The organism is Micromonospora arborensis (genome assembly GCF_003205615.1).
Classification (GTDB): domain Bacteria; phylum Actinomycetota; class Actinomycetes; order Mycobacteriales; family Micromonosporaceae; genus Micromonospora; species Micromonospora arborensis.
Genome location: NZ_PYBV01000034.1, coordinates 65,529 through 83,031, shown reverse-complemented (window position 1 = coordinate 83,031; position 17,503 = coordinate 65,529). Strand labels below are relative to the sequence as shown.

The following is a 17,503-nucleotide window of genomic DNA, read 5'->3' as shown; positions in this document are numbered from 1 at the left end:
CCCCCCCCCCCCCACCCCCGCCCCCCCCGCCGCGTCCCGCACCCCGCGCCCCCACGCCCACCCCGCCCACCCCCGCCTCCCCGCGTTGATCAAGAGGTTTGCGTCATCCGCGCCGGCGTTCCTGACGCAAACTTCTTGATCAACCCGGGCGGGGGTGGTGCGGGGCGGGGGTGCGGGGCGGGGGTGCGGGGCGGGGCGGGGCGGGGCGGGGGTGCGGGGCGGGGGGTGCGGGGCGGGGGTGCGGGGCGGGGCGGGGCGGGGTGGGGTGGGGTGGGGGGAGTTAGTGCAGGAGGGCGTTGCTGATGGGTTGCGCGTCGTCGCGGGCGGGGCGGTCGCGCGCCAGCTCGGCCAGCAGGTCGACGCGGCCCAGTTGGCGCGCGACCCGGTCGACCACCCGCTCCGCGACGGCCAGCGACCGTACCGAGAGCAACCGGCCACGGCTCTCGCGGCGCAGCACGAAGTAATGGACGGCGACGCGGACCTGGCCGCGATCGGCGGCGCTGGCCTGGGCGGTGCACAGGACCAGCTCCCGCAGGCAGCGGGCGAGGCGTTCGGCGAGTTCGAGCTCGGGGCCGTGCAGGCCGCCGCGGAGCGCGGCAAGGTGGCTGTCAACCTTGCGAATCAGCACGTCGGTGCCCGGTTCGAGGTTGCGCTGCTCGCCGGCCATCAAATCCCCTCACCCCGGTTCGCGTTGGGAGTGAAGTTACTTTATGTTGCTCCTTAGAAGCAAGCAGTTAAGTGAGACTTAACGTATTAAGCGCGCCTTCGGCGCTTTTTGCTTTTGTCCGGCACATTCCGTCGTCAGGTCGGTCGTGGTTGTCGTACCGGCGGGGCACGATGGACCGGTGACCGGGGCAGACGCAGACGCCGGCGCGGTGCTCGGCGGCTTCGGCCCGGCCACCCGCGCCTGGTTCGAGGCCGCCTTCGCCGCGCCCACCGCCGCACAGACCGGCGCCTGGCGGTCGGTCGCCGCCGGCCGCAACGCCCTCGTGGTGGCACCCACCGGCTCCGGCAAGACGCTCGCGGCCTTTCTCTGGTCACTGGACCGGCTGGCCCGCGAGCCCGCCCCGGCCGAGGCTCGCCAACGATGCCGGGTGCTCTATGTCAGCCCGCTCAAGGCCCTCGCCGTCGACGTGGAGCGCAACCTGCGCGCCCCGCTGGCCGGCATCCGGCAGGCAGCGACCCGGCTGGGCGTCGCACCACCCGACATCACCGTCGGCATGCGCACCGGCGACACGCCAGCCGACGAGCGACGAGCCTTCGCGCGCACCCCACCGGACATCCTCATCACCACGCCCGAGTCACTGTTCCTGCTGCTCACGTCCGCGGCCCGCGATTCGCTGCGCGGCGTCCAGACGGTGATCGTCGACGAGGTGCACGCGGTCGCCGGCAGCAAACGCGGTGCCCATCTCGCCCTCTCCCTCGAACGCCTCGACGAGCTGCTGCCCGCCCCGGCGCAGCGCATCGGCCTCTCCGCCACCGTGCGGCCGATCGATGCCTGCGCGCAGTTCCTCGGCGGCGCCCGCCCGGTCGACGTCGTACAGCCGGCCAGCACGAAGACCATCGAGGTCAGCGTGCAGGTCCCGGTGGAGGACATGACCCGCCTGGACGAGCAGGAGCAGCCGCCGGAGGACGACCTCGGCGGCCCCGGGCCGCGTCGCGCCTCGATCTGGCCGGCCGTGGAGGAGCGGGTCTTCACCCTCATCGGGCAGCACCGCTCGACAATCGTCTTCACCAACTCCCGACGCAGCGCCGAGCGCCTCTGCGCCCGGCTCAACGAGTTGGCCGCCGAAGAGGTGGCCTCCGCAGAGTTGGCCTCCGCGTCGGACGGGGGCGCCCTCGTCGTACCGGAAGGGCTGTCGGCCGACGACGACCCGGCGGGCGACGGCGGCCCCGCAACCGGCGCGCAGCGGTGGGGTGGCCCCGCCGGTCCGGTGCGCAACCGGCCACCGGCCGAGGTGCTGGCCCAGTCCGGCACAGCCACCGGCGCGTCGCCGGTGATAGCCCGCGCCCACCACGGCAGCGTCTCCCGGGAGGAACGCAAGCACATCGAGGAGGCGCTCAAGTCCGGTCAGCTCCCGGCGGTGGTGGCCACCTCCAGCCTGGAGCTGGGCATCGACATGGGCGCGGTCGACCTGGTGGTGCAGATCGAGGCGCCACCGAGCGTGGCCGCCGGGCTGCAACGGGTCGGCCGGGCCGGGCACCAGGTGGGCGCGGTCTCCCGGGGCGTGGTCTTCCCCAAGCACCGCGGCGACCTGCTCTCCTGCGCGGTGGTCGCCGAGCGGATGACCGACGGCGCGATCGAGGAGCTGCACTACCCGCGCAACCCACTGGACGTGCTGGCCCAGCAGATCGTCGCGATGGTGGCGCTGGAGCCGTGGCCGCTCGGCGACCTGGCCGTGCTGATCCGCCGGGCCGCGCCCTTCGCCGAGCTGCCCGACTCCGCGCTGCACGCCGTGTTGGACATGCTCTCCGGCCGCTACCCGTCCACCGCCTTCGCCGAGCTACGCCCCCGACTGGTCTGGGACCGGGCCACCGACCTGCTCACCGGCCGTCCCGGCGCACAGCGTCTCGCCGTGACCAGCGGCGGCACCATTCCCGACCGTGGACTGTTCGGGGTCTTCCTGGCCGGCGCCGAACGGGCCGCCCGGGTCGGCGAGCTGGACGAGGAGATGGTCTACGAGTCCCGGGTCGGCGATGTCTTCCTGCTCGGTTCCTCGTCCTGGCGGATCGAGGAGATCACCCCCGACCGGGTGCTGGTCTCACCCGCTCCGGGGCAGGCCGCGCGCATGCCGTTCTGGAAGGGCGACCAGCTTGGCCGGCCGGTGGAGCTGGGCCGAGCCATCGGCGCGCGGGTGCGCACTTTGCTGCGGCAGAGCGACGAGGCGGCACTGGCCGCGTTGCGAGACGGCGGGCTGGACGACTGGGCCGCCGGCAACCTGATGGCGTACCTGCGCGAGCAGCGGGAGGCCACCCGCTCCCTGCCCGACGACCGCACGGTGGTGGTCGAGCGATTCCGCGACGAGCTGGGCGACTGGCGGCTCGCCGTGCACAGCGTTCTCGGTGCCCGGGTCAACGGGCCGTGGGCCCTCGCGGTGGGCCGCCGGCTGGCCGAACGGTACGGGGTGGACGCCCAGGTGATGCCCTCCGACGACGGCATCGTGGTGCGACTTCCGGACACCGCCGACGAGCCACCCGGTGCGGACGTGGTGGTCTTCGAACCGGACGAGATCACCCAACTCGTGGAGGAGTCGGTCGGCACCTCCGCCCTCTTCGCCGCCCGTTTCCGGGAGTGCGCCGCCCGGTCACTGTTGCTGCCCCGCCGCGACCCGCGCCGCCGCCAGCCGCTCTGGCAGCAGCGCCAACGGGCCGCGCAACTGCTCGACGTCGCCCGCGAGTACGCGGACTTCCCGGTCACCCTGGAAGCCGCACGGGAGTGCCTCCAGGACGTCTTCGACCAACCGGCGCTGGCCGGCCTGATGCGCGACCTGGCCACCCGGAAGGTGCGGCTGGTCGAGGTCGAGACGAGCGCGCCGTCCCCGTTCGCCCGGTCGCTTCTCTTCGGCTACGTCGGCGCGTTCCTCTACGAGGGCGACGCCCCGCTCGCGGAGCGGCGCGCGGCCGCGCTCGCCCTGGACTCCACGCTCCTGGGCGAGCTGCTCGGCCGGGTCGACCTGCGCGAGTTGCTCGACCCGGCCGTGCTCGCCGAGACCGATCGGCAGCTGCGCTGGCTGACCGAGCAGCGCCGCCCCCGCGACGCCGAAGACGTCGTCGAGCTGCTGCGGGTGCTCGGTGACCTGAGCGACGCCGAGTTGACCGAGCGGGGCGTGCCGGAGACCTGGCTGACCGAGCTGGAGGCCACTCGGCGGGTGCTGCGGGTCCGCATCGCCGGCGAGCAGCGCTGGGTGGGCGTCGAGGACGCCGCCCGGCTGCGCGACGCCCTCGGTGTCGCGTTGCCGGTCGGGGTGGCCGAGGCGTACCTCGCCCCGGTGGCCGACCCGCTCGGTGACCTGGTGGCCCGCTACGCCCGCACCCACGGGCCGTTCGCCGCCGCCAGCTGCGCGGCCCGCTTCGGGCTCGGCGGGTTCGTCGTCGAGCAGACGCTGCGCCGGCTCGGCGCCACCGGGCGGGTGGTCTCCGGGGAGTTCACCCCGGATTCGGCCGGCGCCCAGTGGTGCGACGCCGAGGTGCTGCGGATGCTGCGCCGCCGCTCGCTCGCGGCGCTGCGCCGCGAGATCGAGCCGGTGCCGCCCCGCGCACTGGCCACGTTTCTGCCCCGCTGGCAGCAGGTCGGCTCGTCCGCCCGAGGGGTGGAGGCGCTCGCCGCGACGGTGGAGCAGTTGCAGGGCGCGGCGGTGCCGGCCTCCGCACTGGAACGGCTGGTGCTGCCCGGTCGTGTCGCGGACTACTCCCCCGCCCAACTCGACGAGCTGTGCGCCAGCGGGGAGGTGCTCTGGGCCGGGTCGGGGGCGATCTCCGGGGGCGACGGCTGGGTCACCCTGGCGTACGCGGACTCCGCACCGCTGCTGCTCCCGCCACCCGACGAGGCGTTGACCCGCACCCCGCTGCACGACGCGGTGCTCGACGCGCTCGGCGACGGGCAGGCGCTGTTCTTCCGGCCGCTGGCCGACCGGGTCGGCTCGACCGACGACGCAGCGCTGACCGGGGTGATCTGGGACCTGGTCTGGGCTGGGCACCTCACCAACGACACGCTCGCCCCGTTGCGCGCGGTGCTCGGCGCCGGCGGTGCACACCGCTCGCGGCCGTCCGCGCCGCGCACCCGTTACCGGCGGCCCGGTCGGGTTGCTCTGCCCAGCCGGGGTGGCCCACCGACCGTCGCCGGTCGCTGGTCACGCCTGCCCGAACGCGACATCGACCCGACCCGACGCGCTGCCGCCCTCGCCGACGTGCTGCTGGAGCGGCACGGGGTGGTCACGCGCGGAGCGGTGCTGGCCGAGCAGGTCGTCGGCGGGTTCTCGGCGGTCTACCCGGTGCTGTCGGCGTTGGAGGAGCGCGGCGCCGCCCGTCGGGGTTACTTCGTCGAGGGGCTGGGCGCGGCGCAGTTCGCGGTGCCCGGCGCGGTGGACCGGCTGCGCGCACTGGCCGAGCCGACCGACGGCGCCCGGGGCCGGGGCACGCCGGCCACCGTGCTCGCCGCCACCGACCCGGCCAACCCGTACGGTGCTGCGCTGCCCTGGCCGGAGCGCGTCGTCGACTCCGGCGACGGGGCCGCCCCGGCGACCGGGCACCGGGCCGGCCGCAAGGCGGGCGCGCTGGTGGTGCAGGTCGGCGGCGACCTGGTCCTCTACGTCGAACGCGGCGGCCGGACGCTGTTGTCTTTCAGCGACGACACCGACGCGCTCGCCGCAGCGGGCAAGGCGCTCGCCGACGCCGTCCACTCCGGGGCACTGGGTGCGTTGTCGGTGGAGCGGGCCGACGGCGAGGCCGTGCACTCCTCACCACTGCGCGACGCCCTGACCGCCGCCGGCTTCCGGGCCACCCCACGCGGCCTGCGTCTGCGCGGCTGACACCCGCGCCGGGGCTGCGGGCGACGGGCCGGTTGGCAGCGCGCCGGCTGACGTCCTTTCGCAGGTGGCCGGAGCGGTGCCCGTCCTGCCAGAAATCGGTCGACACCAATGCGCAAGCTGGACGAACCACCACCCGGCCTGTCGCACCCGAATGAGCGGTATACCTGTGAGTCATATTTATGACACAGAGGTATACCGCTCACCAGACATCGCTGCCCCAGAGCACCGAGGGCACGAGCCGGCGCTCAGCGAAGGGCGTTGAGCACCTTCTCGTAACGGGCGCGCTCGGCGGCCGGGGTCTTCGCCTCGAGATAGTTGAGCACCACCGCACCGCGCCGGTACGACTGGCCGCCCCAGGTCTCCGCGATGTCACCGGCGCTGATCTCGTCCGGAAACACGTACACGGTGACGGCGTCGGTGGCGATCAGCTCGGAGCAGCCCAGGCCGAGCCCGTCCGGTCCGCAGTCGACCGAGCGGTCCTTCGGGTGCGGCACCTTCAGGCCGGCCGCCTTGAACGCGTCGACGACCTGCTTCGCCCCGGGTGCCCCGGCCGGGCGTTGGGGCAGCACCACCGGTGGTGGGCTGGCCGGCCGTCGCCGCGTCGGACCCTGCGCCTCAGCGGAGGGCGGTGCCGGCGCGGAGGGTGACGCCGTCGACGAGGGCGCGGTGGGCGAAATCGCCGAGGGCATCGGCACGCTCGGAAGACCGGTGGCCGCTGGAGCCGACACGGGCGAGTCGGAGGGGGCCGCGTTCGGTCGGCCGGGGTCGGCACTGCCGCAGCCGGCCGCGAGCGCGACGGCGACCAGCAGGACTCCGACGGCGGGCAGGCTCCGAACTGTCACCATGGCAGTCTGCCCAACGGCGTCCGGCGGCGGGAAGGGCTGACCGGTCACCGCGCTGTCCCATATCCGCCTCTCGCCGGCCGACCCCATGACACGACTACGCTCTATAGCCTGCGGGGATGTCCGTCACGCCCTGGATCTCGCTGACCACCGACTACGGCCTCACCGACGGCTTCGTGGCCGCCTGCCACGGGGTGATCGCCCGGATCGCGCCGACGGCCCGGGTCATCGATGTGACCCACCTGGTGCCACCGACGGACGTACGGCGGGGTGCCGCGGTGCTGGCGCAGACGGTGCCGTACCTGCCAACGGGTGTGCACATGGCGGTGGTCGATCCGGGGGTGGGCACGGCCCGGCGGGGCGTCGCGCTGGCCACCCCGGGTGGGCTGCTGGTCGGTCCGGACAACGGGCTGCTGCCGGACGCCGCCGCAGCGCTCGGCGGGGTGACCACCGCCGTGGAGTTGACCGAGCCGCGCTGGCTGGCCGACCGGGTGTCCGACACGTTCCACGGGCGGGACGTCTTCGCACCGGTGGCGGCCCGGCTGGCGCTCGGCGCACCACTGGGCGACGCGGGACCGCCGATCGACCCGGCCGATCTGATCCGGCTGCCGTCGCCGACGCTGATGTCGGACGCACACGGTTTCACCGCCGAGGTGTCGACCGTGGACCATTTCGGCAACGTCCAGCTGGCCGCACCGGCGCACCTGCTCGACCCGCTCCCGGCGGCGCTGCGGGTCGGTCCACCGGATTCGACACCCGCCCGCCCGGCCGTCCGGGGACGGACCTTCGGCGACGCCCCAGCCAACGGCCTGGTGGTGTACGTCGACTCGGCCGATCTGGTCGCGGTCGCGGTCAACGGTGGGCGGGCGGTCGACGTCCTCCGGGTGGCTCCGGGGGACCTCCTGCGGGTATCCGGCTGATATTCGACTGTGGAATGCTGCCCCGGTGGGTGAACAAGTAGTTCCCGTGGGTTGTCCCTGCTGCGCATCCCGGACCGGCGGCGGGACCTGCCCGGTCTGTTTCTGGACCGACGACGGCCAGACCGACGCCGACGCGGACGCGGTCCGCGGTGGCCCCAACGGCGACCTGAGCCTCTCGCACGCCCGACTCAACTACGCCGTCTACGGTGCCAGTCACCCGCGCTACCAGGACATGGTGCGCCCGGCTCGCCCCGACGAGCGCCCCTGATCGGCGCCCGCCGGGCGAGCGTGGCTCAGCAGACGGGCACGCTGCCGCCGTACACGCCTGAGATGTACGCGTGGCTGACGTACTGCCCGGTGGCGAGGCGATTCCAGCGGGTGGTGGTGCGGTACGGACCGGCAACCGACTGGCCGATGACGTAGCACTGGATCGGCACGTGGGCGAACCGGGCGGCGAGGCCACGAATCGCGTACGACGTGCTGGCCCCGGCGCGGATGTTCAGCGGCCCGTCACCGACCACGCCGCGCGGCCCGCCCCCGGTCCACAGGTAGGCGACGTCCACCCAGGCGTTCGTGGTCAACTGCAGGCCATCCCAGAAGGTGCCGTCGGCCAGGTCGATGCCCGCCGGGTTGAGCACGGTACGCCCGAACTGGTCACGCCCGCCGTTGTAGCCCGACTGGTACGCGGCCTGCGCCTCGGGCCGGCCCTGCGGCAGGTCCTTCCAGTTCTCTCGGACCGCCGAAAGGTTCCAGTAGTCGTCGCGGGTGTTCCACGGCCCGACATCCCAGACCGGGGCGTACTCGCAGCGGGAACCGCTGGTCGTGCAGACCCGCACGGTGTAGTCGCCGGTGTTGAGTGGGGACAGGCCGCGCCGCGACGGTAGCGCCGCGAAGTGGTCCCGGGGTTGGACGGTTCGACCGTTGGCGGTCAGCTCGCCGACCAACCCGATGCGGGTGGCGTACACCCGGTAGGTGCGGCCGGGCGTGGCGGCGGAGACGGCGGCGGCCGCGTCGGCGGTGAGCTGCACGCCACGTACCGTCGCGGTGGCACCGCCACTGGGCGCGGTCAGCACCACCCGGGCCTGCACCTGGGTGACCGGCCGGTCGAAGACCGCGCCGGCGGTGGCGGCCCGCCACTCCGTCCAGCCGGCGGCCCGCCATCCACGGACCTGCGCCTCCACGGTGGCGCCCGCGGGGACCGAGGCGGTGATCTCGGCACGGACACGGGTGGCCGGCCGGGCGAGGGTGCGGGATGTGCTCAGGAGCATCCCCTCGGCGACCGCGCTGTGTGGGCTGTGCGCGCTGCGCCCGGTGGGTCGCGCCGTCCGCAGTCGCAGCCCGGTGGCGGTGCGCCGGACGTTGACATCGTCGCGGTCGACGACGGACAGGTCGACGTTCCACCGTTCGGCGCCCGGGGCGGCGGCGAGGGTGGTCGGGCCGCCAGCGGCGGCGATAGTGATCGGGCCGCCAGCGGCGGCGTTCGCCGGGACGTCGCCCACGGTGGGTAGGAGCGCTGCGGTGAGGACGAGGGAGAGAGCGCCGACGAGGGCGACGGATGGGAAACGACAACGAGGTCGTGTCATGGATATTCTCCTCAGAACCCCCTGACCCTCGCATGTCGGGAGATCATGAGGAACCTGTGTACAAATAGCGACACATGCGAATCTCGCTCGAAAGAGGGAGGATGGCAGGGTGCCCGAAGGCGACACCGTCTGGAACACCGCGCGTGTGCTGCACCGCGCGCTGGCCGGCGCGCGGATCATTAGCAGTGACTTCCGGGTGCCGCAGCTGGCCACCACGGATCTCACCGGCTGGACCGTCCGCGAGTCGGCCAGCCGGGGCAAGCACCTGCTGCTGCGCCTCAACGCTCCGGACGACGCGCACTGGACCCTGCACTCGCACCTGCGGATGGACGGCGCCTGGCGGGCGTACGCCCCGGGGGAACGCTGGACGGGTCGGCCCGCGCACCTGATCCGGGTGGTGCTGCGCAGCCCCGGCGCTGTCGCCGTCGGCTATCACCTGCACGAGATGACCCTGGTGCCGACCGCCGAGGAGGACCAGTTGGTCGGGCACCTCGGCCCCGACCTGCTCGGCCCGGACTGGGACCCGGCCGAGGCGGTCCGCCGCCTTGCCGACCACCCGGAGCAGACCATCGGCGAGGCGTTGCTCGACCAGCGCAACCTCGCCGGAGTGGGCAACCTCTACAAGTGCGAGGTGCTGTTCCTGCGCGGTGTGTCGCCGTGGACGCCGGTCGGCGCGGTGCCCGACCTGCCCGGCCTGGTGGCCCTCGCGCAACGGTTGCTCGCCGCCAACCGGGGGCGGTGGACGCAGAGCAGCACCGGCTCGCTGCACCGGGGGCAGACCAGCTACGTGTACGGCCGCCGCGCCCAGCCCTGCCGCCGCTGCGGCACCGCGATCCGCAAGGAGGAGCTGGGCGAGAGGGTCACCTACTGGTGCCCGGTCTGCCAGCCCGAGCACCCGGGCCCGCCGGCGACCGGCTGACCAGGGCACCCTTCGCGCGAGGCCATCCCAGATACGGACGATTGGGTAATTCCTATCTGGCCGTCGGAGTTGCATGCTGCGGTTGAGTGCTCACCGATCGTCAGCAGAGCGCCGAGGTCCACCACGCCGGGGTGGCGGACCTCGCGCCCCGACCCGGGGAGAGTCATGGCGCTGTTCCGCAGACTCCGCTCCACCTTCTTCGAGCGGGCCACCCGCGACACCACCGGCCGCGCCAACGGCCGGACGGCGGTCGTGCCAGCCGCGCGTACCGCCGAGGAGACCGCCCCGGCGCCGAGCCTGGACCCGGCCGTGGTGCCCCGCTGCTTCGGCCCCGTGCCGAACTTCGCACACAGCCCTCGCCCGAGGTACGACGCCAGCGGGCAGGTGCTCCCCGGGACCGGGCTGCGCAAGTTCGTCGACCCGTTGCCCACCCCGGGCCAGCAGGGCCGCACCGACCTCGGCGGCCACCTGCCGGTGGCAACGCCGGACACGATCAGTTTCCCGGGCTGCGACTACTACGAGATCGGCGTGCAGGAGTACGCGCAACGGCTGCACCGGGACCTGCCGGCCACCCGGCTGCGCGGCTACCGGCAGCTCAACCTGGGCACCGACACGGCGGGGCACAACACGGTCGTACCCCCGGAGCGACCCTGGCACCTCGGCCCGATGATCCTGGCCCGCCGCGGCCGACCGGTCCGGGTGAAGTTCATCAACCAACTCCCGACCGGTCGGGCCGGCGAACTGTTCCTGCCGGTCGACGACACGATCGAGGGGGCCGGCCTCGGCCCGCTGGACGGGCCGGCGCCGTTCCCGCAGAACCGCGCGGTGCTGCACCTGTCCGGGGCGCAGACCGGCTGGACCAGCGCCGGCAACCCGGGGCAGTGGATCACTCCGGCTGGGGAGATCACCCCGTACCCGACCGGTGTGGGGGTGACGCCCGTACCGGACATGCCGGCGCCGGGTGCCGGGGCCACCACGCTGTACTACCCGAACGAGCAGAGCGGCCGGCTGCTGTGGTTCCACGACAACACCCTCGGCCTGGCCCGGCTCACCGTCTACGGTGGGCAGCTCGGGCTCTACCTGCTCACCGACCCGGCCGAGGACCAGCTCGTCGCCGACGCGGTGCTCCCGGCCGACCAGTTGCCGCTGGTGATCGAGGACAAGACGTTCGTGCCGGACGACGCCCAACTCGCCGCCGAGGACCCGACCTGGGACCGGGAACGATGGGGCGCCCGGGGCAGCCTCTGGCACCCACACGTCTACCAGCCGCGGCAGAACCCGTACCGGTCCGGCGGACGCAACCCCACCGGCCGGTGGGACTACGGCCCCTGGTCGCACAACCCGGGCCTGGATGGCGCCCACCCCGACGGCGGGGTCCCGAACCCACACCACGACCCCGTCAGCGCGCCGGACGAGCCGCCGTTGAGCCCCGGCGTGCCGCACCCGTCCGCGGTCCCCGAGGCGTACGGCGACACCCCACTCGTCAACGGCGTCGCCTACCCGTACCTGGAGGTGCGGCCGCGCGCGTACCGGTTCCGGATCCTCAACGCCTGCCTGGACCGCAGCCTCAACCTCCAGCTCTACCGCGCCTGCTCCGACGATGCGATGTGGACGGTCGACGGGGCGCTCGCCGACGCCGACGCCGGTGAGGTGCCGATGGTGCCCGCCGTGCGGGCGGCGGACCGGCCCACGGGGTGGCCGACCGACGGGCGCGAGGGTGGTGTGCCGGACCCGCGCGCCGCCGGGCCGGAGTTCGTCCAGATCGGCAACGAGGCCGGGCTGCTGCCCGCCCCGGTGGTGCTGCCGAACCGACCGATCGGCTACCGCTACGACCGGCTCGACCCGACGGTGCTGAACGTCGACGGGCACACCCTGCTGCTCGCCCCGGGTGAACGGGCCGACGTGCTCGTCGACTTCTCCGCCCTTCCACCGGGCAGCACGCTGATCCTCTACAACGACGCCCCGGCGCCGCTGCCCGGGTTCGACCCCCGAAACGACCAGCACTCCGACGCGCCGGACCGGACCGCCGAGGGCGGCCCGCCCACCACCGAACCGGGGTACGGCCCGAACACCCGCACCCTGCTCCAGTTCCGGGTCACCGGAGCCCCGGCCCCGCCGTACGACCTGGACCGGCTGCGCGAAAGGCTGCCCCTGGCGTACGCGGCCAGCCAACGGCCGCCGATCGTGCCGCAGCCGGCGTACGACCCGGCGTTCGGCACCCGGACCGCGGCGCAGACGACGGTGCCGGTGCACGCCACCTCGGTGACGTTCACGCCGGCGGCCGGCGCCGGCCCGGTGACCCTGCCGATCGCAGTCAAGGCCGTCCAGCAGGTCTTCGAGCCCGACCACGGCCGGCTGACCGGCCGGCTCGGCGTCGGACACCCGCAGGCCGGGCCGCTCAACCCGACGACCCTGCCGCTCGGTCCGACCGACCCGGTCACCGAGGTCGTCTTCGCCACCGACCTCGCCGTGCCGGTGGGCACTCCGACCGACGGCACCCAGCTCTGGCGGATCAGCGGCAACGTCCGGCAGACCGAGCCGCTGCATTTCGGCGGCTGCGACGTACAGGTGGTCAACCGGGTCGGCTGGGACGGGACGCTGCGGCTCCCACACGGCACGGAGTTGGGCTGGAAGCAGATCGTCCGGGTCAATCCCCGGGAGGATGTGGTGGTGGCGCTGCGCCCGGTCGCCCCGGTGCTGCCGTTCAAGCTGGGCGACAGCGTCCGGCTGCTCGACCCGGGCCGCCCGGCCGGGGCCCGGACCGGGTCGACTCCGATCAGCCCGGCGGACGGGCGGCCCGCCACCGTGGTCAACCACCTGGTCAATCTGGGCTGGGAGTATCGCTGGCACAGCCAACTCGCCGGCCACCGCGACGGCGGGATGAGCCGGCCGCTGGTGCTGCGGGTCGCACCGAAGGCACCCACCGGGCTGACCGCCACGCCGGTGCCCGGCTCGGCCACCGCGCTACCCGCGATCGCGCTGGCCTGGACCAGCAACGGCGGCCGACCACCCGCCACCAGCCACCTGCTGCAACGGGCCACCGACGCGACCTTCAGCGAGGTCACCACGATCACCGTCGCGGCTGCCGCCACCCGATACACGGACGCGTCCGTCACCCCCGGCGTGACCTACCACTACCGCATCCGGGCGGAGAACGCCGTCAGCTACTCGTCCTGGTCGAACGGCGTGCCCGCCTCGGTGCACCTGGCCGCGCCGAGTGGCCTGGTCGCGGCACTCGCGCCCGCGGCGCCGCTGCGAGTGGCGCTGCGCTGGGCGAACCGCTCGTTCGCCACCGGCATCGACGTGCAGCGGGCCACCAACCCGACGTTCACCAGCGGCCCGGGCACCACTGCGATCGGCGCCGGCGACAACCACCTGGACGTCACGATCGCCCCGGACACCACGTACTACTACCGCGTACGGACCACCTACCTGGGCGCCGCCTCAGCCTGGTCCACGGTCGCCACGGTGACCTCTCCACCCGCGCCGGGCACCCCGAGCGGGGTGAGCGTCACCGCCACCGCACCGGGGCCGGACACCGCGACGGTGATCCTCGCCTGGGCGGCGAGCACACCTGCCGGCCCGGGGTCCGGGTTCATCGTGCAGCGGGCGCTGGACCCGGCGTTCGACCAGGAGGCGGCCACCTTCACGGTGACCGGTCGCGGCTTCACCAACACCGGACTGACCCGAGGGGTGACCTACCACTACCGGATCCGCTCGTTCAACGTCGTGGGCAGCTCGCCGTACACCGGCACGGTCCTGGTCACGACCCCGCCGTGAGCGGCCGGGGCGGCCCCGACGATCGACGGACGTATGGGGTCAGCGGGTGGGTGCGCGCAGTGGGGTGCCGACGGCGCGCAGCTCGGCCAGCGCCCCGGCAATCCCGTGCAGCAGGTCCGTTGCCTCGGTGAGCCGGTCGGCGGCCGGGTGGGCGGGCTCCGGTCGGGTGTCCTCGGCCAGATAGCCGGCGGCGGCGACCACCAGCCGTTCGTAGGCCGCGACCCCGCCCTCCAGTTGGGCGGTCAGCACGGCGTGGGCCTCGGCCAACGGCGGCCGGGCGTCGACCGGGGCCAGCCGCAGCGCACGTTCGACGCTGGCCACCCGTGCGGCCAGGTCGCGCAGCGAACGGTCGGCGGCGGCAGCCTCCAGCACCGCCGGCTCGGCCAGCCCGGTGAGCCGGGACGCCATCCCGGCCAGGGTGAGCGCCGCCCGGTCCAGTCGGGCCCACTGCTCACCCGCGCTGGTGCCGCGCAGCGCGATCCGGGACCGGACCCGGCGGACTTCGGCCAGCACACCCGGGCCGACCGGCAGCCGCTCGACGGCGGCGATCAGCCGGGCCCGCGACCGGGCCGCGGCCTCGGCCGGGTCGAGCGCGGGTGGTGCCGGTTGGGCGGCGAGGGCGCGCACGTCGATCCAACGCCAGACCGCGAGTGCCACCGCACTGCCCGCGGCGCCGGCCCAGGCCGCGTCGGGCAGACCGAGCCCGGCGTACGGGGTCAACACCGCCGCCGCGCCGCCCAGCCCACCGGCCAGCACGCTCCACCGTCGGGCGGAACGACGAAGCCGACCCAACCTCCGGAAGTATCGCGTCCGCTCGTCTGCCACCCTGACCTCCTCGGTCCGGTCGTTCAGCCGGCGGCGGTCGGGTCGCCGGTGCCCCGCTCACGAGCCATGCTGGCGCGCAGCTCGTCCAGACGGGCCGCGGCCGTCGGGTCGTTGGCCGGGCCGGCCTTCTCGGCCTGCGGCACGGCCTGTCGCTGCGACGCACCGCCGAGCTGCTCCCCAGCCATGCTGGACCGGATCTGCTCCAGCCGGGCTGAGCCGGCCGAGTCGATGGTCGCCTTCTGGATCTCCAACATCCGACCCTCGACGGAGTTGCCGGCCAACTCGGCGCGACCCATCGCGTTGGCGTACCGCCGTTCGATGCGGTCCCGCACCTCGTCCAGCGACGGGGTGTTGGTGGGCGCGGTCAGCGACGACATCGACTCCAGCGAGCGGGCCACCGTCTCCTGCATCTTGGCCTGCTCCAGCTGGCTGAGCAGCTTGGTGCGCTCGGCGAGCTTCTGCTGGAGGATCATCGAGTTGTTCTCGACCGCACGGCGGGCCTGGGCGGCGGCACCGAGCGCCTGGTCGTGCAGGGTCTTCAGGTCTTCGGTGGCCTGCTCGGCGGAGACCAACTGGGTGGCCAGAGTCTGCGCCGACTGCTCGAACCGCCCGGCCTCGGCCTCGTCACCCTTGGCCCGGGCCTGGTCGGACAGCACCAGGGCCTGCCGGGCGTTGCCCTGCAACCGCTCGACCTCGGACATCTGCCGGGACAGCTTCATCTCCAGCTGACGCTGGTTGCCGATCACCGCGGCAGCCTGCTGAACCAGCGCCTGGTGCTGCCGCTGGGCATCCTCGATGGCCTGCTGGATCTGCACCTTGGGGTCGGCATGCTCGTCGATCTTCGCACCGAAGAGCGCCATCAGGTAGTTCCAACCCTTGACGAACGGGTTCGCCATCTCCGCGGTATCCCCTCAGTAGCGTCGCTCCACCACGGCCGGGCCGAACGGACCGACCCGACCACCACCGGCCCGGTCTTCATCGTCCCAGTCGAACGCCAACAAGGCATCCGTACCCGACGGTCGACCGCACCGGCAGCTCCTGCGGGCCACCCTACGCGGCCGGGGCCAGCCCACCCAGGGTCAACCAGAGGCCGGGCTCAGGCGGCGCAGACCACGTCCCGGTCGCGCTCGGTCGGGCGGACGCGGGAGCTGCGCAGTGTGGCCCTGAGCGGAGAGTCCTGGCGGACCGAGACGGCGACCTTGCCATCGGAGGTGACCTGACGGACACCCCGGCTGGCGCTCTTGGGCACTGCCGCGGCCTTGGCCGGCTCGTCCTGCATCGAGACGAGCACCTCGGGCATCTGCTCGGCAAGCGCCACGGTGTCGCTCACCTCACGCAGAAGCTCGGACAGACGGGCGCCGAGGGCGTCACAAATCGCGGCGAGCAGCTCGCTGGACGGCTCCTTGTGCCCCCGCTCGATCTCGGAGAGGTAACCGAGGCTGACGTTGGCAGCGGTGGACACCTCACGCAGCGTGCGCTGCTGCCCCTGCCGGCGCGCCCGCAGTGCGTCACCGATCACCCGGCGTAGCAGGATCATCGCACCTCCCCCTGAGGGATACCTCGCGCCCGGCGTTGGGCAGCCGGCCGCGGTAGCCCGCGCCGACCCCGAAACGTCGGAGCCTTCCCGCAACCGTACCCGTTGCGGGCCCGGCCGACATCCCGCCCCGCCCGTCGGTTCGGCGGGACGGGCTCACCGGCGGCCGGCGCGGGCCGTCCCCGCCCCGTCCCGGGTGGCCCCGGCCGCGGTCTGGGAGCCGGTTTCGGGGGCGGCGGGCACTGCGGCGTCGGCGTCGGTGTCGGCAGCGGCGGCCTCTGCGGCGTCGGCGGCGTGGATGCGCTCGGCGAGCAGCCGCAGCGCCTCGATCACCGCCGCCGCGCGGACGTGCTCCCGGCCGCCGCTCAGGGCGAGCTGGCGCACCTCGGCGCCGTTCGGGCCGGCTACCGCGACGTAGACCAGGCCGACGGGCTTGCCGTCCTGCGGCTCGGGGCCGGCGACGCCGGTGGTGGCGACCCCCCAGTCCGCGCCGCAGCGCTGGCGGCCACCCTCGGCGAGCGCTGTCGCCACCTCCGGGTCGACCGGTCCCCGTTCGGACAGCAGATCGGCGGGTACGCCGGCGAGGGTGCCCTTCAACTCGGTGGCGTAGACCACGAGGCCACCGCGGTAGATCCCGCTGACCCCGGCGATGTCCACGATCGATGCGGCCAGCAGCCCACCCGTGAGCGATTCGGCGGTGGCCAGGGTCTCGTGCCGCTGCGCCAACCTGTGCACCACGCCCGCCGCGGCGCTGCCCGCGGCGGCATGGTCCACCGCACCATCCGCCGGCCGCCCAGAGCTCGCCTCTCGCTCCATCAACCCGTCCTTCCCCACCCGCCGACCCCCAACCTTCCCGGCCCAAACGCGTCGATCATGAAGTTAGCGGCACGACACGCCGCCCCGGGTGGCAACAACCTCATGATCAACCGGGGTGGGGGTCGGGGTGGGGTCGGGGTGGGGGTCGGGGTGGGGTGGGTTAGCGGGGGCGGCGGAGGCGGAGGGCTTGGGCTATGTAGTCGAAGCCGGTGGCGACCGTCACCAGGACGGCGGCGGCCATGATCCACGGGCCGACGGCGGCGAGGGCGGCCGGCATCGGCCAGAGGTACCAGGCGATGGCGAGGATCTGCAGCGCAGTCTTGACCTTGCCACCTCGGCTGGCGGCGATCACGCCGTGCCGGAGCACCCAGAACCGCAACCCCGTGATGCCCAACTCGCGGACGAGGATCAGCGCGGTCACCCACCAGGGCAGTTGGTCGTACCAGGAGAGCAGCACCAGGGCCGCACCGGTGAGCGCCTTGTCGGCGATCGGGTCGGCCACCTTGCCGACCGAGGTCACCAGCCCGAACCGGCGGGCGATCCAGCCATCCACCAGGTCGGTCGCCGAAGCCACCGCGAAGATCAGGCACGCCGCCATCCGCCAGCCGGAGTGGGTCATCCCGGACATGACCACCGAGGCTGCGAAGACCGGCACCAGCACGAGCCGCAGGGCGGTCAGCGCGTTGGCCGCGTTGACGACGGGCACCACGGCGACCACCCGGGCGGGGGTCGACTCCGCCGCTCCGGTCACCGCCG

General features: G+C 73.9%; 12 protein-coding genes and 1 pseudogene. 5 read left to right on the top strand and 8 right to left on the bottom strand.

Going from position 1 to position 17,503, the window contains the following annotated elements:
* Nucleotides 1–280: 280 nt before the first annotated feature.
* A complete protein-coding gene (locus C7C45_RS25120) occupies nucleotides 281–667 on the bottom strand; it encodes a hypothetical protein (protein ID WP_110566172.1) in 387 nt (128 codons plus the stop codon).
* Nucleotides 668–845: 178 nt separating this feature from the next.
* Between C7C45_RS25120 and C7C45_RS25115 the strand changes: the two genes are divergently transcribed.
* Nucleotides 846–5,528, top strand: coding sequence for an Lhr family helicase (locus C7C45_RS25115; RefSeq protein WP_110566171.1), 4,683 nt, complete (start codon nucleotides 846–848; stop codon nucleotides 5,526–5,528).
* Between the two features lie 245 nt (nucleotides 5,529–5,773).
* Here C7C45_RS25115 and C7C45_RS25110 read toward each other — a convergent pair whose 3' ends face one another.
* On the bottom strand, nucleotides 5,774–6,370 hold the full coding sequence (locus C7C45_RS25110) for a hypothetical protein (RefSeq protein ID WP_167454824.1): 597 nt from the start codon (nucleotides 6,368–6,370) through the stop codon (nucleotides 5,774–5,776).
* Nucleotides 6,371–6,489: 119 nt separating this feature from the next.
* On the opposite strand from C7C45_RS25110, the gene C7C45_RS25105 reads away from it, so the two are divergent.
* Together C7C45_RS25105 and C7C45_RS25100 are read left to right on the top strand one after the other, a co-directional pair.
* Nucleotides 6,490–7,290: an SAM hydrolase/SAM-dependent halogenase family protein gene (locus C7C45_RS25105; RefSeq protein WP_110566169.1), complete on the top strand. Its 801-nt coding sequence runs from the start codon at nucleotides 6,490–6,492 to the stop codon at nucleotides 7,288–7,290.
* Nucleotides 7,291–7,315: 25 nt separating this feature from the next.
* Entirely contained in the window at nucleotides 7,316–7,558 is a 243-nt protein-coding gene (locus C7C45_RS25100) for a CPCC family cysteine-rich protein (RefSeq protein WP_110566168.1), read from the top strand.
* 25 nt (nucleotides 7,559–7,583) lie between these two features.
* Here C7C45_RS25100 and C7C45_RS25095 read toward each other — a convergent pair whose 3' ends face one another.
* The gene (locus tag C7C45_RS25095; RefSeq protein WP_110566167.1) at nucleotides 7,584–8,873 is read right to left on the bottom strand and encodes a hypothetical protein; all 1,290 of its coding nucleotides are present in this window, start codon (nucleotides 8,871–8,873) and stop codon (nucleotides 7,584–7,586) included.
* A gap of 109 nt (nucleotides 8,874–8,982) precedes the next feature.
* Between C7C45_RS25095 and C7C45_RS25090 the strand changes: the two genes are divergently transcribed.
* Both C7C45_RS25090 and C7C45_RS25085 read left to right on the top strand, forming a co-directional pair.
* Nucleotides 8,983–9,792 (top strand): DNA-formamidopyrimidine glycosylase family protein, encoded by an 810-nt coding sequence (locus C7C45_RS25090; protein WP_110566166.1) that lies wholly within the window; start codon nucleotides 8,983–8,985, stop codon nucleotides 9,790–9,792.
* A 165-nt stretch (nucleotides 9,793–9,957) separates the two neighbouring features.
* Nucleotides 9,958–13,572 (top strand): hypothetical protein, encoded by a 3,615-nt coding sequence (locus C7C45_RS25085; protein ID WP_110566165.1) that lies wholly within the window; start codon nucleotides 9,958–9,960, stop codon nucleotides 13,570–13,572.
* A gap of 39 nt (nucleotides 13,573–13,611) precedes the next feature.
* On the opposite strand, the gene pspM is transcribed toward C7C45_RS25085, so the two are convergent.
* The 5 genes and pseudogenes from pspM to pgsA form a co-directional block, all read right to left on the bottom strand.
* Complete coding sequence (gene pspM / locus C7C45_RS25080; RefSeq protein ID WP_110566164.1) at nucleotides 13,612–14,397, bottom strand: phage shock envelope stress response protein PspM; 786 nt, start codon at nucleotides 14,395–14,397, stop codon at nucleotides 13,612–13,614.
* A gap of 23 nt (nucleotides 14,398–14,420) precedes the next feature.
* Entirely contained in the window at nucleotides 14,421–15,293 is an 873-nt protein-coding gene (locus tag C7C45_RS25075) for a PspA/IM30 family protein (RefSeq protein ID WP_110566163.1), read from the bottom strand.
* A gap of 200 nt (nucleotides 15,294–15,493) precedes the next feature.
* A complete protein-coding gene (locus tag C7C45_RS25070) occupies nucleotides 15,494–15,934 on the bottom strand; it encodes a helix-turn-helix domain-containing protein (RefSeq protein ID WP_110566162.1) in 441 nt (146 codons plus the stop codon).
* A 267-nt stretch (nucleotides 15,935–16,201) separates the two neighbouring features.
* A pseudogene (locus C7C45_RS25065) lies at nucleotides 16,202–16,747 on the bottom strand (CinA family protein); the annotation flags it as partial.
* Between the two features lie 160 nt (nucleotides 16,748–16,907).
* Nucleotides 16,908–17,498, bottom strand: coding sequence for a CDP-diacylglycerol--glycerol-3-phosphate 3-phosphatidyltransferase (gene pgsA / locus C7C45_RS25060; protein ID WP_110566161.1), 591 nt, complete (start codon nucleotides 17,496–17,498; stop codon nucleotides 16,908–16,910).
* Between the last annotated feature and the right edge of the window lie 5 nt (nucleotides 17,499–17,503).